Source organism: Serratia sp. G204Y, from assembly GCF_051172435.1.
Lineage (GTDB): Bacteria > Pseudomonadota > Gammaproteobacteria > Enterobacterales > Enterobacteriaceae > Serratia > Serratia sarumanii.
The window spans coordinates 167537-182752 of sequence record NZ_JBPIZA010000003.1 but is presented as its reverse complement, the minus strand read 5'-3'; the positions used below and the strand labels follow the sequence as shown (position 1 = coordinate 182752).

12 protein-coding genes are annotated in these 15216 nt (G+C 58.6%); 3 read left to right on the top strand and 9 right to left on the bottom strand.

Annotated elements, in window-relative coordinates; all coding sequences use genetic code 11:
• Positions 1-18: 18 nt before the first annotated feature.
• The 7 genes from rffG to trxA all read right to left on the bottom strand — a co-directional run bounded on the left by rffG (position 19) and on the right by trxA (position 8011).
• Positions 19-1086, bottom strand: a complete 1068-nt coding sequence (rffG, locus tag ACSBQQ_RS17855; RefSeq protein ID WP_033649871.1) for a dTDP-glucose 4,6-dehydratase — start codon at positions 1084-1086, stop codon at positions 19-21.
• Positions 1083-2345 carry a UDP-N-acetyl-D-mannosamine dehydrogenase gene (wecC, locus tag ACSBQQ_RS17850; protein WP_033649872.1) on the bottom strand — a complete coding sequence of 421 codons (1263 nt, stop codon included), beginning with the start codon at positions 2343-2345 and terminating at the stop codon, positions 1083-1085. The genes rffG and wecC overlap by 4 nt, the downstream gene beginning before the upstream one ends.
• Positions 2342-3472: a non-hydrolyzing UDP-N-acetylglucosamine 2-epimerase gene (gene wecB, locus ACSBQQ_RS17845; protein ID WP_041037227.1), complete on the bottom strand. Its 1131-nt coding sequence runs from the start codon at positions 3470-3472 to the stop codon at positions 2342-2344. The genes wecC and wecB overlap by 4 nt, the downstream gene beginning before the upstream one ends.
• An 85-nt stretch (positions 3473-3557) precedes the next feature.
• The gene (wzzE, locus tag ACSBQQ_RS17840) at positions 3558-4610 is read right to left on the bottom strand and encodes an ECA polysaccharide chain length modulation protein (RefSeq protein WP_033636634.1); all 1053 of its coding nucleotides are present in this window, start codon (positions 4608-4610) and stop codon (positions 3558-3560) included.
• A gap of 20 nt (positions 4611-4630) precedes the next feature.
• Entirely contained in the window at positions 4631-5728 is a 1098-nt protein-coding gene (gene wecA / locus ACSBQQ_RS17835; RefSeq protein WP_049233749.1) for a UDP-N-acetylglucosamine--undecaprenyl-phosphate N-acetylglucosaminephosphotransferase, read from the bottom strand.
• Positions 5729-6024: 296 nt separating this feature from the next.
• Positions 6025-7284, bottom strand: a complete 1260-nt coding sequence (gene rho, locus ACSBQQ_RS17830; RefSeq protein ID WP_004934188.1) for a transcription termination factor Rho — start codon at positions 7282-7284, stop codon at positions 6025-6027.
• Between the two features lie 400 nt (positions 7285-7684).
• On the bottom strand, positions 7685-8011 hold the full coding sequence (gene trxA / locus ACSBQQ_RS17825; protein ID WP_033636629.1) for a thioredoxin TrxA: 327 nt from the start codon (positions 8009-8011) through the stop codon (positions 7685-7687).
• A gap of 131 nt (positions 8012-8142) precedes the next feature.
• Between trxA and rhlB the strand changes: the two genes are divergently transcribed.
• Positions 8143-9429, top strand: a complete 1287-nt coding sequence (gene rhlB, locus ACSBQQ_RS17820; RefSeq protein ID WP_004934183.1) for an ATP-dependent RNA helicase RhlB — start codon at positions 8143-8145, stop codon at positions 9427-9429.
• 5 nt (positions 9430-9434) lie between these two features.
• Positions 9435-10931: an exopolyphosphatase gene (ppx, locus tag ACSBQQ_RS17815; RefSeq protein WP_033636627.1), complete on the top strand. Its 1497-nt coding sequence runs from the start codon at positions 9435-9437 to the stop codon at positions 10929-10931.
• Between the two features lie 177 nt (positions 10932-11108).
• Here the strand turns inward: ppx and rep are convergent, their stop codons facing one another.
• Positions 11109-13133 carry a DNA helicase Rep gene (rep, locus tag ACSBQQ_RS17810; RefSeq protein ID WP_060388287.1) on the bottom strand — a complete coding sequence of 675 codons (2025 nt, stop codon included), beginning with the start codon at positions 13131-13133 and terminating at the stop codon, positions 11109-11111.
• 109 nt (positions 13134-13242) lie between these two features.
• Between rep and ppiC the strand changes: the two genes are divergently transcribed.
• Positions 13243-13524, top strand: coding sequence for a peptidylprolyl isomerase PpiC (ppiC, locus tag ACSBQQ_RS17805; RefSeq protein WP_004934175.1), 282 nt, complete (start codon positions 13243-13245; stop codon positions 13522-13524).
• Between the two features lie 25 nt (positions 13525-13549).
• Here the strand turns inward: ppiC and ACSBQQ_RS17800 are convergent, their stop codons facing one another.
• Positions 13550-15052, bottom strand: coding sequence for a M16 family metallopeptidase (locus tag ACSBQQ_RS17800; RefSeq protein WP_033636624.1), 1503 nt, complete (start codon positions 15050-15052; stop codon positions 13550-13552).
• Between the last annotated feature and the right edge of the window lie 164 nt (positions 15053-15216).

Genomic DNA, 15216 nt, shown 5'->3' with positions numbered 1-15216 from the left:
GAGCGACACGGCGTTAAATTAATCTGACAGCCCCAAACGCTCGCCGGCATAAGAACCGTCTTGCACCCGGCGCCACCAGGTCTCGTTGTTCAGGTACCAAACTACGGTTTTGCGAAGGCCGCTTTCGAAGGTTTCCTGCGGCCGCCAGCCCAACTCACGATCGATTTTGCCGGCGTCGATGGCGTAACGCATATCGTGACCCGGGCGATCCTTCACGTAAGTGATCAGATCGCGGTAGTTCGCCACGCCCTGCGGCTTGTTCGGCGCCAGTTCTTCCAGCAGATCGCAAATGGTCTGCACCACTTCGATATTCTTGCGCTCGTTATGGCCGCCGATATTGTAAGTTTCGCCTACCACGCCTTCGGTCACGACCTGATAGAGCGCGCGCGCGTGATCTTCGACATACAGCCAGTCACGCACCTGCGCGCCGTTGCCGTATACCGGCAGCGGTTTGCCGGCTACCGCATTCAGGATCACCAACGGAATCAGCTTCTCCGGGAAGTGATAAGGGCCGTAGTTGTTCGAGCAGTTGGTCACGAGGGTCGGCAAACCGTAGGTGCGCAACCAGGCGCGCACCAGATGATCGCTCGACGCCTTGGAGGCGGAATACGGACTGCTCGGCGCATACGGCGTGGTTTCGGTGAATAGATCGTCGGTGCCGTGCAGGTCGCCATACACTTCGTCGGTGGAGATATGATGGAAACGGAAAGCCTGCTTCTTCTCTGCAGCCAACGGCTGCCAGTACTGGCGCGCCGCTTCCAGCATAGTGTAAGTGCCCACCACGTTGGTCTCGATAAAGGCCGCTGGGCCGTCGATAGAACGATCGACGTGGCTTTCCGCCGCCAGGTGCATCACCACGTCCGGCTGATACTGGGCAAATACCCGATCCAGCTCGGCACGATCGCAGATGTCGACCTGCTCGAAAGCATAGCGCTCGCTCTCGGCCACCACCGCCAGCGACTCGAGGTTACCGGCATAGGTCAGCTTATCCACCACCACCACGCTATCGCCGGTGGCCTCGATGATGTGCCGCACAACCGCGGAGCCAATGAAACCGGCACCACCGGTAACTAAAATACGTTTCAACGCCAGACTCCCTTAGTATCCACCACCCAGCTTTGCTTGATCTCTTCCGGCCGGATGGCCTTGAACTGCTGGTGATCGACCAACATCACGATCACATCGGCCTGCTGCAACGCTTCCGCGATTGGCGTCAACGTCACATGGCCGGCCAATGACTTCGGCAACTGTTCGACGTTCGGTTCCACCGCCAGCGTTTCGCCGACGTGCCATTCGGCGATCAGATGTACCACTTCTACCGCCGGGCTTTCACGCAAATCATCGATATTCGGTTTGAAGGCCAGGCCGAAGCAGGCAATTTTGACCTCGGACGCGCGCTTGTCGGTGGCGGCCAGACAATCGGCCACCGCCGCTTTCACCCGGTCGACCACCCACAGCGGTTTGCCGTCGTTCACCAGGCGTGCGGTGTGGATCAGGCGTGCCTGCTGCGGATTCTGCGCCACGATAAACCACGGATCGACGGCAATGCAGTGACCACCGACGCCCGGCCCCGGCTGCAGAATATTCACCCGCGGATGGCGGTTCGCCAGGCGGATCAGTTCCCAGACGTTGATCCCCTGCTCAGCGCAGATCAACGACAGTTCGTTGGCAAAGGCGATATTTACGTCGCGGAAGCTGTTTTCCGTCAGCTTGCACATCTCGGCGGTGCGCGAGTTGGTGATCACACATTCGCCCTCGAGGAAAATCTTGTACAGCGCGCTGGCACGTTCCGAGCACTTCGGCGTCATGCCGCCGATCACGCGGTCGTTTTGAATCAGCTCCACCATCACCTGCCCCGGCAACACGCGCTCCGGGCAGTAGGCGATATTCACGTCCGCCGCTTCGCCCGCTTGCTGCGGGAAGCTGAGATCGCTGCGCGCCTGCGCCAGCCAGTCCGCCATTTGTTCGGTGGCCCCCACCGGCGAGGTGGACTCCAGGATCACCAGATCGCCTTTTTTCAGCACCGGCGCCAGCGATTTCGCCGCCGCTTCGACATAGGCCAGATCCGGCTCGTGATCGCCCTTGAACGGCGTAGGCACCGCGATCAGGAACGCATCGGCCGCCAGCGGTTTGGTCACCGCCCGCAGGAAACCGCCGTCGACGGCGTCCTTGACCACTTTGTCCAGATCCGGTTCGACGATGTGGATCGCGCCGCGGTTAATGGTATCTACCGCATGTTGGTTAACATCTACACCCACCACTTTTTTCTTGCGGGAAGCGAACGCCGCCGCCGTTGGCAAGCCGATATAACCCAGGCCGATAACCGAAATAGTGTCAAAACTCATAGTGTCACCTGATGATTCTTTAAAGCTTCGAGGATACGCTGACAGGCATGTCCGTCACCGTATGGGTTATGCGCCCGACTCATCGCGTGATATTCGCTTTCGTCCGTCAACAGCCGGGTCACCGCTTCAACAATTTTGGCCACATCGGTGCCGACCAGACGCACCGTGCCCGCATCTATCGCTTCCGGGCGTTCGGTGGTGTCGCGCATCACCAGCACCGGTTTACCTAACGATGGCGCCTCTTCCTGAATGCCACCGGAATCGGTCAGGATCATGTAAGCCTGGGTCATCAAATAGACAAACGGCAGATAATCCTGCGGCTCGATCAGCATGACGTTGTCGATGCCTTTCAAAATGCGATTCACCGGCTCACTGACGTTCGGATTGAGATGCACCGGATACACCACCTGTACTTCCGGGTGATTGCGGGCGATCTCCGCCAGCGCGCTGCAAATTCGCTCAAAGCCGCCGCCAAAGCTTTCGCGGCGATGACCGGTGACCAGGATCAGTTTCTTGTCGGCGTCGAGGAACGGATAACGCTGTGCCAGGCCAGCCCGCAGCGCGGCATCGCTCATCACGCGGTCACGCACCCAGAACAGAGCGTCGATCACCGTATTGCCGGTCACGAAAATACGGTTGTCCGGCAGCAGTTCGCGCAACAGATTTTGGCGCGAGTTCTCGGTTGGCGCGAAATGGTACATCGCCAGGTGGCCGGTCAGTTTGCGGTTGGCCTCTTCCGGCCAGGGAGAATACAGATTGCCGGTACGCAGCCCGGCCTCGACATGCCCGACGGGGATGCGTTGATAGAACGCCGCCAGGCTGGTCGCCAGCGTAGTGGTGGTATCGCCGTGCACCAGCACCACGTCCGGTTTGAAGTCTTCCAGCACCCCTTTCAGCCCTTCCAGGATGCGGCAGGTGATTTCCGTTAGCCCCTGGCCGGGTTTCATGATGTTCAGGTCGTAATTCGGCGTGATCTCAAACAACCGCAATACCTGATCCAACATCTCACGATGCTGTGCCGTTACGCAGACTCTTGCGTCAAAAGCCTCATCCTGGGCCAGTGCATGTACCAGCGGTGCCATTTTGATGGCTTCAGGTCTGGTGCCGAAAACAGTCAACACTTTCACAGCGAATCTCTTTTGGTCGGTTAATCGCAGGCCCCGCCTGCGAATCGGGCGCTCACGCGCCCTGCATCAGATTATTATATTATTTTTAACTACGCGGCCGACGCGCCAAGGCAACGCCCGCGCCAACCAAAGCGCCCATCGCGCCCCACAGAATCAGCCAGAAGACCCGGCGTGGGCTGTCGCGTTTTACCGGCTCTTCCGGCGTGCGCAAATAACGATAGGTCTGGAACTTCTCATCCAACGTCGGGCCAACGTTCAGCGTCGCCAGCATCGCGCGGTTCTGATCGTAATCCAGGTCATAGGTCGGGCCGGAGGCCTGCAGGCCTTCCAGACGCGCCTGCAGCATAGGCCGGCCCAGCAGGAACAGATCCGAATCCGGCAGTTGCTCGGCCGGAGTGTCGGTCTGCGCGCGGCTGATCCCCTGGCTTTCGGCGATTTTCAGCGCCTGCTGCGTGGTGTTCAGCTCGCGCTTGTAAACCGACTCCGCCACCGCTTCCTGCCGCTTGACCTGCGCCTTCATTGAGGTAGTGCGAGCGGCCCACGCCCCCTGGATCTCTTCGTTCAGGTGCAGGGCAGCGCGGTGGCTGGCGAAGGCCACGTATTGACGCAGCAGGCGGTTGGCGTCCGCGGCAGTTTCCGCCGTCAGCTTCACGCCGTCGTTCGGCACTTTCTTGTCGTCGCGCGGCGTGAACAGGATGTTGTTGATCAGCTCGTCGAGCAGCGCCGCATCCGCGCGGGCATCCCCTTCCTGACGTTGCTTGTAGTAATCGCTCTGCAGCCAGAAATCGCGACGCGTATCGTAAGCCGCCAGCTGCATGATGAACTCATTGTAGGCTTCGTCCGCGATGCTCGGCTGATCGCCGGCCGTCGCCGGCAGCGTGCGCACATCCAGATTGCGCAGGAACTGCTGCTGGGAGTAGTAACCGCCCAGCGCATTTACCGTGGGTTTGTCGGTGATTGCGGTCGCGCTCCATTCTTGCTTTACCAGATAAGAGACGATCAGCGCGACCGCCGCGAACAGCACCGCAATGCCGATAATCCACGGTTTGCCGCGCCACAGGGTGCAGCACAGGCCGCGGATATCGAGTTCGTTATCCACCGCCGGGGTATGCTTGTCAGACGTTGTTTCTGGATTCATCACAGCCAAAAAGCCTCTGGTTAAGATACTTGCTTGTTATCGCTCGAACGCCGCAGGCGACGCTTGATACGCTTAATGTACCGCGCAACCCGCCAGGCGCGCTTGATGCAGTAACCGTACAGGAAGAAAGCAAGCAAGAATAATGCCAACATAACCCACTCTGGGATAAAAGTCAGGCGTTCGCCGATCACGCCAACCGCCGCCAGCAATGCGGCCGCCAGGGTAATCAACACAAAAGCCTGCCGCGGCGTAAAGCCGGCTCGCATGATCAGGTGGTGAATATGTTGACGATCGGGAGAGAAGGGGCTCATCCCCTTGCGTAAACGACGATACATGATTGCTATCATGTCCATCAGCGGAATAGCGATGATCCACAGTGCGGTCACCGGATTAATCGAGTGTGCCTTGCCCTGCGAGCTTTGCAGCAGCAGCCAAATGGCGGTAAAGCCGATCAGGGTACTGCCGGCGTCCCCCATGAACACCTTATAACGGCGGCCGAGAATGCCGAGGTTGAGCAAAATATAGGGAACGATGGTGGCGATCATCGCAAAGCACCAGAACGCCATCTCATGGTGGCCGCTCAGGTACAGCAACAGACCCAGCGCGCCGAAGGAGACGCACGACAGCCCACCCAGCAGGCCATCAATGCCGTCGACCATGTTGAAGGCGTTGATCGCCGCCCATACCGCAAACAGCGTCACCAGATAGCCGAACGGCCCCAGCAACATCTCCCAGTCGCCCAGTACATGGCCGAAGCTGCGCAGATACAGACCGGCGAACACCATCATGGCGATGCCGACCAACGCCTGCACCAGGGCGCGGATTTTAACGCTGATGTCGAAACGATCGTCGAGCGCGCCCACAAACACCAGAATGCCGGCGCAGGTAAGATAAAGCTTGGCGTGCGCGATAGGTTGTTCGGAAATCCAAAACGCGAAGCACAATCCGGCATAAACGGAAATACCGCCGACCAGTGGAATCAGCCCCTGATGGCGTTTGCGATAATTGGGTTTATCTACCAGACCAATACGTTTTGCCGCCTTGCGGGCAACAAAGAGAAAAGCCAAAGAAAACAGGAAAACAAATAGAATTTCAGTACTCATAGTGAGTAAGTTCACAGTTAACAGATCTCTGTAGAAGATAAGGCAGCTTACCACGGGCAATAGCTTGTGCCATCGACCCCCGCCACCTTTCGGTCATTTCCTATGACAACGGTGATTCATGCCTATTTTCTTCGCATCGGCTGACAAAACGACAGCAGCAAAGCCGACCGGCACCGAGCCGACCGACAAACAAGATGAATTCTCAATAAGTCGAGGAAACAACTTACTTTTCCATTACTGCTACTTATCGTATCCGCCAAAAGCGAAAAACGCCACGACTAGGCGTGGCGTTCAGCGAATTTTTTAACGAATTATGAGCGTTTCATCATATCGAAGAATTCATCGTTGGTTTTAGTCATCGCCAACTTATTAATGAGGAACTCCATCGCGTCAATCTCACCCATCGGGTGAATGATTTTGCGCAGGATCCACATTTTTTGCAGCTCTTCGGAAGTGGTGAGCAGCTCTTCTTTACGGGTACCGGAGCGGTTGTAATCGATCGCAGGGAATACGCGCTTCTCGGCGATTTTACGCGCCAGGTGCAATTCCATGTTGCCGGTACCTTTGAATTCTTCGTAGATCACTTCGTCCATCTTCGAACCGGTATCGACCAGCGCGGTCGCGATGATGGTCAGGCTGCCGCCCTCTTCCACGTTACGCGCCGCACCGAAGAAACGCTTCGGACGATGCAGGGCGTTGGCGTCCACACCACCGGTCAGCACCTTGCCGGAAGCCGGTACCACGGTATTGTAGGCACGCGCCAGACGGGTGATGGAGTCGAGCAGAATGATCACGTCTTTCTTGTGCTCAACCAGACGCTTGGCCTTCTCGATCACCATTTCGGCCACTTGCACGTGGCGCGAAGCCGGCTCGTCGAAGGTCGATGCGATCACTTCGCCTTTCACCAGACGCTGCATCTCGGTCACTTCTTCCGGACGTTCGTCGATCAGCAGCACCATCAGCACGCAGTCTGGGTGGTTGTAGGCGATGCTCTGCGCAATGTTCTGCAGCAGCATGGTTTTACCGGCTTTCGGCGGCGCCACGATCAGGCCGCGCTGGCCACGGCCAATCGGTGCCGCCAGATCCAGTACGCGCGCCGTCAGGTCTTCGGTCGAGCCGTTGCCGCGCTCCATCCGCAGACGGGAATTGGCGTGCAGCGGCGTCAGGTTCTCGAACAGGATCTTGCTGCGGGCGTTTTCCGGCTTGTCGTAGTTGACTTCGTTGACTTTCAACAGGGCAAAATAGCGCTCGCCTTCTTTTGGCGGGCGAATCTTACCGGAAATGGTGTCACCTGTGCGGAGGTTGAAGCGGCGGATTTGGCTAGGGGATACGTAGATGTCGTCGGGACCGGCGAGGTAGGAACTGTCTCCAGAGCGGAGGAAACCGAATCCATCCTGCAATATCTCGAGCACGCCGTCGCCGAAGATATCTTCTCCGCTTTTCGCATGTTGCTTCAGAATGGAGAAGATAATGTCCTGCTTGCGCATGCGGGCAAGGTTTTCCAGCCCCATATTTTCGCCGAGAGTAATCAGCTCAGAAACCGGCGTATTCTTTAATTCGGTAAGATTCATAGTGGTGGGTTCTTAAACTCGGGGTATGTCTCGAACTTGTATCGTGAATGGTATGGCAGCGAGATGCGTGCCTGTTTACTGGACGTTCGATCACCGGGCGCAGAGCCGTCGCGGTAAGAAATGGCTTACATCGGGCGCACGCATTGACGGTTGAAGATCGAAGGTACCTTAAAAATGATTTTTGCAAAACCGTTTGATTGCCAAAACACGGGCTGAGTTCAGTTTACTTTCAACGCCAGTGATTCGACACAGAGTATAGCTTTAGATTCAAACTCTTTAGATTTAAAACTTCGGGCAAGTTCTATATGCAGTGTGGTTAAACTTAACACGCTTCTTGGCAGGCGTCTAGCGGTGAATTGAACATCACCGCCAGGCGCCTGATACTGGGCTTCCCGCCCGATTACAGATTCGCGTTCAGGAAATCTTTGAGCTGACCTTTGGACAACGCGCCAACCTTGGTCGCGGCCACTTCACCGTTCTTGAACAGCAACAGCGTAGGGATGCCACGGATACCGTACTTGGGCGCGGTAGCCGGGTTCTGATCGATATTCAGCTTGGTGATGGTCAGTTTGCCTTCGAACTCTTCGGCAATCTCATCCAGAATCGGAGCAATCATCTTGCACGGCCCACACCATTCAGCCCAGAAATCGACCAGGATCGGCCCTTCCGCTTTCAGCACGTCAGCGTCGAAGCTGCTGTCAGTCAGGTGAATAATTTTATCGCTCATGTTCTACTCCACAGGATTATGTCTACCTTGTTGGTGTAGCATTAACCAACTCAAGGTGATTTTATTGCACCGCGTTTATTTCAACGGATGTGCTTTCGTAAAGCAATAGTTAGCTGATATTCTACCACACTATGAGCAAAACACACTTGACTGAACAGAAGTTTTCCGACTTCGCCCTGCACCCGTTAGTCCTTGAAGCCCTTGAGAAAAAAGGGTTTCACAATTGCACGCCCATCCAGGCGTTAGCATTGCCGCTCACGCTCTCCGGGCGTGACGTTGCAGGTCAGGCGCAAACCGGTACCGGAAAGACGCTGGCGTTTTTGGCGTCTACTTTTCACTATTTGCTGACTCACCCGGCGAAACAGGATCGCCAGACCAATCAGCCGCGCGCCTTGATCATGGCGCCTACGCGTGAACTGGCGGTGCAAATCCACTCCGACGCAGAAGCGCTCTCCCAGAGCACCGGCCTGAAACTGGGCCTGGCCTACGGCGGCGACGGCTACGACAAACAGCTGAAAGTGCTGGAAAGCGGCGTGGACATTCTGATTGGCACCACCGGCCGTTTAATCGATTACACCAAGCAGAACTATGTCGATCTCGGCGCGATGCAGGTTGTCGTGCTGGATGAAGCCGATCGCATGTACGATCTCGGCTTTATCAAAGACATCCGTTGGCTGTTCCGCCGCATGCCTGCGGCCGATCAACGCCTGAACATGCTGTTCTCCGCCACCCTGTCCTATCGCGTACGCGAGCTGGCCTTCGAGCAGATGAACAACGCCGAATATGTTGAAGTGGAACCGGAACAGAAAACCGGCCACCGCATTAAAGAAGAGCTGTTCTACCCGTCCAACGAAGAAAAAATGCGTCTGCTGCAGACGTTGATCGAAGAAGAGTGGCCGGATCGCGCCATCATCTTCGCCAACACCAAGCACCGCTGCGAAGACATCTGGGGCCATCTGGCCGCCGACGGTCACCGCGTGGGCCTGCTGACCGGTGACGTGGCGCAGAAAAAACGCCTGCGCATCCTTGACGACTTCACTAAAGGCAACCTCGACATCCTGGTCGCCACCGACGTCGCCGCGCGCGGTCTGCACATTCCTGCCGTCACCCACGTATTCAACTACGATCTGCCTGACGATTGCGAAGACTACGTGCACCGCATCGGCCGTACCGGCCGCGCAGGCGCCAGCGGCCACTCCATCAGCCTGGCGTGTGAAGAGTACGCGCTCAACCTGCCGGCGATCGAGACCTATATCGACCACAGCATTCCGGTAAGCAAGTACAATAGCGATGCGCTGCTGACCGATCTGCCGGCGCCGAAACGCCTGTCGCGCCCGCGCGGCGGCAACGGCCCACGTCGCAACTCCGCGCCTCGTCGCGGCGGCGCGCCGCGCAACAACCGTAAACGCTCGAGCTGATCGCCATGCTCAGCTCCAGCACGCTTTATGCTGCCATCGATCTCGGCTCCAACAGCTTCCACATGTTGGTGGTGCGCGAGGTGGCCGGCAGCATTCAGACCCTGGCGCGGATCAAGCGCAAGGTGCGCCTGGCGGCCGGGCTGGATCAGAACAATCACCTGTCGCATGAGGCCATGCAACGCGGCTGGCAGTGCCTGCGGCTGTTCTCCGAACGCCTGCAGGACATTCCGCGCGAGCAGATCCGCGTCGTCGCCACCGCCACGCTGCGCCTGGCGTCCAACGCCGATGAGTTCCTGCAGGCAGCCGAGCAAATCCTCGGCTGCCCGGTACAGGTGATCAGCGGCGAAGAAGAAGCACGGCTGATTTATCACGGTGTCGCGCACACCACCGGCGGGCCGGATCGGCGGCTGGTCGTCGACATCGGCGGCGGCAGCACCGAACTGGTCACCGGCACCGGCGCACAGGCATCGCAGCTGTATAGCCTGTCGATGGGCTGCGTCACCTGGCTGGAGCGCTACTTCAGCGATCGCAACCTCGGGCAAGAAAACTTCGAGCGCGCCGAACAGGCCGCGCGCGAAATGGTGCGGCCGATCGCACCGCAGCTGCGCCAGCAAGGTTGGCAGATCTGCGTCGGCGCTTCCGGCACCGTACAGGCGCTGCAGGAGATCATGGTGGCGCAAGGCATGGATGAGCGCATCACCCTGCCCAAGCTGCGCCAGCTGAAACAGCGCGCCATTCAGTGCGGCAAGCTGGAAGAGCTGGAGATCGAAGGGTTGACGCTGGAGCGCGCGCTGGTGTTCCCGAGCGGCCTGTCCATTCTGTTGGCCATCTTCCAGGAACTGGGCATCGAAAGCATGATGCTGGCCGGCGGGGCGCTGCGTGAAGGCCTGGTTTACGGCATGCTGCATCTGCCGGTGGAGCAGGATATTCGCATCCGCACCATCCGCAACCTGCAGCGCCGCTACCTGATCGACACCGAGCAGGCCGAACGCGTCAGCCAACTCGCCGCCAACTTCTCGCAGCAGGTCGCCAACGAGTGGCAGCTGGATGCGCGATGTCGCGAGCTGTTGCACAGCGCCAGTCTGATCCACGAACTCGGCCTCAGCGTCGATTTCAAGCAGGCGCCGCAACACGCCGCCTACCTGATCCGCCATCTGGACTTACCCGGCTTTACCCCGGCGCAGAAAAAACTGCTGGCCACCCTGCTGCAAAACCAGAGCAACCCCCTCGACCTGTCGCTGTTGAACCAGCAAAACGCCCTGCCGCCGCGCACTGCGCAGCGTCTGTGCCGCATTTTGCGCCTGGCGATCATCTTCGCCAGCCGCCGCCGCGATGACACGCTGCCGGCGGTGCGGTTGCGCGCCAATCAGGACGATGAACTGACGGTAATCTTGCCGCCGGGTTGGCTGGAACAGCATCCGCTGCGCGCCGAGGCACTGGAGCAGGAAAGCCACTGGCAGAGCTACGTCCACTGGACGCTGCGGTTGGAAGAACAGCGTTGAAATGACCAGGGCGCGATTCACGCCTGAGGTTAATGGCAAACCTGATGACATTGCCAGATTTACAGAAGACAGCATATAAAAAATAAGGAAAATAAATTCATTGATTTTCGGCTGATAACCATAAAGGAGGAAAAACCACGCTTTTTCCTCCTTTGTCAGTCATCTAGCCCTGTCTTTTTAATTCCCGCCTTTGGCCTTGGCCAGCTGGGCGCGGATATTGGCCAGATGGCTCTGCCCTTTCTGCATCCGCTCCTGCGGGCTCACCACTTTGCGCTCGGTTTCCCATGCCAAATCGTCCTGCGGCAGCTCCAGCAGGAAGCGGCTCGGCTCCGGCCGCACCAGCTCGCCGTACTGACGGCGCTCGCGACACAGGGTGAAAATCAGCTCTTTTTGCGCGCGGGTGATCCCCACATAGGCCAGACGCCGCTCTTCATCGACATTGTCTTCATCGATGCTGCTCTGGTGCGGCAGCAGGCCCTCTTCCATGCCCACCAGGAACACATAAGGGAACTCCAGCCCCTTGGAGGCGTGCAGCGTCATCAGCTGTACCTGATCCAGCTCTTCTTCGCTTTCACCGCGTTCCATCATGTCGCGCAGGGTGAAGCGCGTCACCACCTGGGTCAGCGTCATCGGCTCGTCCAGATCGCTGCCTTCCAGCATCTCCGTCATCCAGCCGAACAGCGTATTGACGTTCTTCATTCGCATTTCGGCGGCCTTCGGGCTGGTCGAGGTTTCAAACAGCCAGCTCTCATAATCCACGCCGCGGATCAGATCGCGCACCGCCGCCACCGGCTCACGCTCCGCCTGCTGGGCGATGCCGCCCAGCCAGTGGGTGAAACGCTGCAACGATTCCAGCCCGCGTCCGGTCAAGTACTGGCTCAGCCCCAGATCGAAACTGGCGTGGAATAAACTCTTGTTGCGCTGGTTGGCCCACTCGCCGAGCTTCTGCAGCGTCGCCGGGCCGATCTCGCGCTTGGGGGTATTGACGATGCGCAGGAAGGCGCTGTCGTCCTCCGGGTTGGTCAGCACGCGCAGGTAGGCCAGCAGATCCTTGATCTCGGGGCGCGAGAAGAATGAGGTGCCGCCGGAAATCTTGTACGGGATGCGGTTCTGCATCAGCATCTTTTCAAACACCCGCGACTGGTGGTTGCCGCGGTACAGGATCGCATAGTCGCCGTAGTTGGTCTTTTTCACGAAGTGGTGGGCGATCAACTCCCCCACCACCCGCTCGGCTTCGTGATCCTCGTTGTTGGCGGTCACCACCTTGAGCTCTTCGCCATACCCCAGCTCGGAAAACAGCCGTTTTTCAAACACGTGCGGGTTATTGGCGATCAGAATGTTGGCCGCCTTCAGGATACGCTCGCTGGAACGGTAGTTTTGCTCCAGCTTGATCACCTGCAGCGCCGGGAAATCTTCCTTCAGCAGCACCAGGTTCTGCGGCCGCGCGCCGCGCCAGGAGTAGATCGACTGGTCGTCGTCACCCACCACGGTAAAGCGCGCGCGGTTGCCCACCAGCAGCTTCACCAACTCGTACTGGCTGGTGTTGGTATCCTGGTACTCATCCACCAGCAGGTAGCGGATGCGCTGCTGCCAGCGTTCGCGCACCTCTTCGTTGCGTTGCAGCAGCAGCGTCGGCAACAGGATCAGGTCGTCGAAGTCCAGCACGTTGCACGCCCGCATATGGGCGTGGTACAGGCCGTAGCAGTGGGCGAACAGCTTGTCGCGCTCCGAGCGCGCCAGCGCCGCCGCCCGCTGGGGATCGATCAGGTCGTTTTTCCAGTTGGAAATGGTCGAAATCAGCTGCGCCACCAGCGTTTTGTCACTTTCCAGCCACTTTTCGGTCAGCTCTTTCAACAGCGCCAGCTGATCCTGATCGTCGAACAGCGAGAAGTTGGACTTCATCCCCAACGCCACGTATTCCCGCTTGATGATCTCCAGCCCCAGGGTATGGAAAGTGGAAATCATCAGCCCGCGCGCCTCTTTGCGCCCCAGAGTTTGCGACACGCGCTCTTTCATCTCGCGCGCGGCCTTGTTGGTAAAGGTCACGGCGGCGATGTGCCGCGCCTGGTAGCCGCAGTGGTGGATCAGGTGGGCTATCTTGTTGGTGATAACGCGCGTCTTGCCGGAACCGGCACCGGCCAACACCAGGCAGGGCCCGGTAACGAATTCGACGGCTTGTTGTTGGCTGGGGTTTAATCGCATGGTGCTGGCTTGCTCGGCTGTAAAACGTGGAAGGGAATTGTAGCAGAAAGCGCCGATGAGATTTAGCGGGTATAATCAGCGCAATTTTCGCATCGACAAAGGCAATACCATGGCAAAAACGGCGTGCGCCCTGCACATTCTGGTAGACAATGAAAAGCTGGCCAACGAGCTGCTGGCCAAGCTGAAGCGCGGCGTCAGCTTCGACACGCTGGCGCGCAAATACTCGAGCTGCCCGTCAAAACGCAACGGCGGCTCGCTGGGCGAATTCAACAAGGGCGCGATGGTGCCGGCGTTCGATAAAGCGGTGTTCAGCATCCCGCTGCTCAAACCTTATGGCCCGGTCAAAACCCAGTTCGGTTACCACATCATCAAGGTGCTGTACCGCAACTGAGGGGGCCTGAGCCCCCTGTTGGGCATTACTGCGCGCCGGCGTCCGTCGCCGGTGCAGCCACCGCGGCGTCGGCCGGTTTGGCTTCCTCCGTCACCACCGCCGGCGCCGGCATCATGATGCCGTCATAGGTTTCCTGCAGCTGCTTCATGCTCATTTCCGGCTCGCCCTTCGGCTGCATCAGCACCAGCGTCGCCTCCTGAGAAAGCTGCAGCTTCAGCGCCTGATTCAGCGTCTCCAGCGTCAGGCTGGACAGGAACTCCTGGCGCAGCTTCTGATACAGCTCCGGCGCGATATCCACCACCCCGCTCTGTTGCGAACGCAGGCGCTGGCTCATCAGCACATCGGTGTCGGTGCGGGCGTAGGTCGCGAACAGCTTGCTCAGCTGATCGTTTTTCTGCGCCAGCAGCGCATCGAATTCTTCTTTCGACAGGCCGTTGTCACGCACGTTGGCCAGCTCGCGGGCGATAAAGCCCAGGCTGCCGTTAAGATTGTTGTTCGGCGTATCCAGATGGATGGCGCACTGCCCGCGCTGGTACTGCACGCGGCAGTCAAAGCCCAGATGCAGGCTCTTCTGGTCGCTTTTTTCCAGCGTCTGCTGAAGATGCCAGAACAGCGCCTCGCGGGCGAGATCGCCACGCCAGTAACGGAGCAGGCTCTGCGAATCGCGAATCGGATGCCACGGCGAATCCCACATGATCGACAGCGTATCCTGTTTCACCTGCTCGCTGATCAGGCTCACCGGCTGTTGCGGCAGCGGCGTCAGAGTCGGCATCGGGGCCGGAGTTTCACGTTTGCCCTGCAGCGGCGAGAACGCCTTGTTGATCTGCTCGCCCAGGCTGCGGCTGTCGACCTTGCCGACAACGAACAGCGTCATGGCATCCGGGGTATACCACTGTTGATAGAATTTCTTCAGCTGTTCGAGGTTGACCGGCCGTTTCGCCGGCTGCGCAGGATCGTGCGCCAGCAGCGTCGAGCCTTTCAGGCGGTAACGCCACCAGACGTCTTGGGTATTGGGCGGGAAAGTGCCGACCGGATTGATGGTGGAGTTCATCACCGCGTGCACCGTATGCTCGTCGATCGCCAGTTTGCCGGTGGTGTCCGCCAGCCAGGCCAGCGCTTCTTTCAGCAGGTCAGGCCGGTTATTCGGCAGGCTGAGATTATACATGGTGAAATCATACGAGATGATAGCCGGCGGCAGCGGCCGCTCGTTATCCACGCTCTGCTGCCACAGGGCGCGCAGCTGCGGCGCGGTAAAGCTTTCACTGCGCGTCAACGCCAGCCGCGGCAACAGCTGGGCGAAGCCGGTCTGTTGCGAAGACTCCACCAGAGAGCCGGTATTGACGATCAGCCGCAGTTCCACGCGGTCGCTTGGCCGCTGCGGCGTATCGAGAATTTGCCATGAAAACCCGTTGGCCAGCGCCCCCTGCTGCCAGGCAGGATCGGGTTGTAGTGCTTCAGCCTGCACGCTGCTACTGGCTGCAGCCAATAGCAGCCCACCAACTATAAGATGAATTCTGGTGCCCTGCATGTGAACCCCTACTTAATGACTATCCAATTTCTTATGCAAATGCGTGTATTCCATTCAATGGAATCATAAAAATACGCCCTGAGTTTCACAGTGGGGCGGAAAGCAGAAAGTGTACCATCGTGTTAGACCGCGCGCCTTTGCGGATGTCACTCATTAGAGTGAAA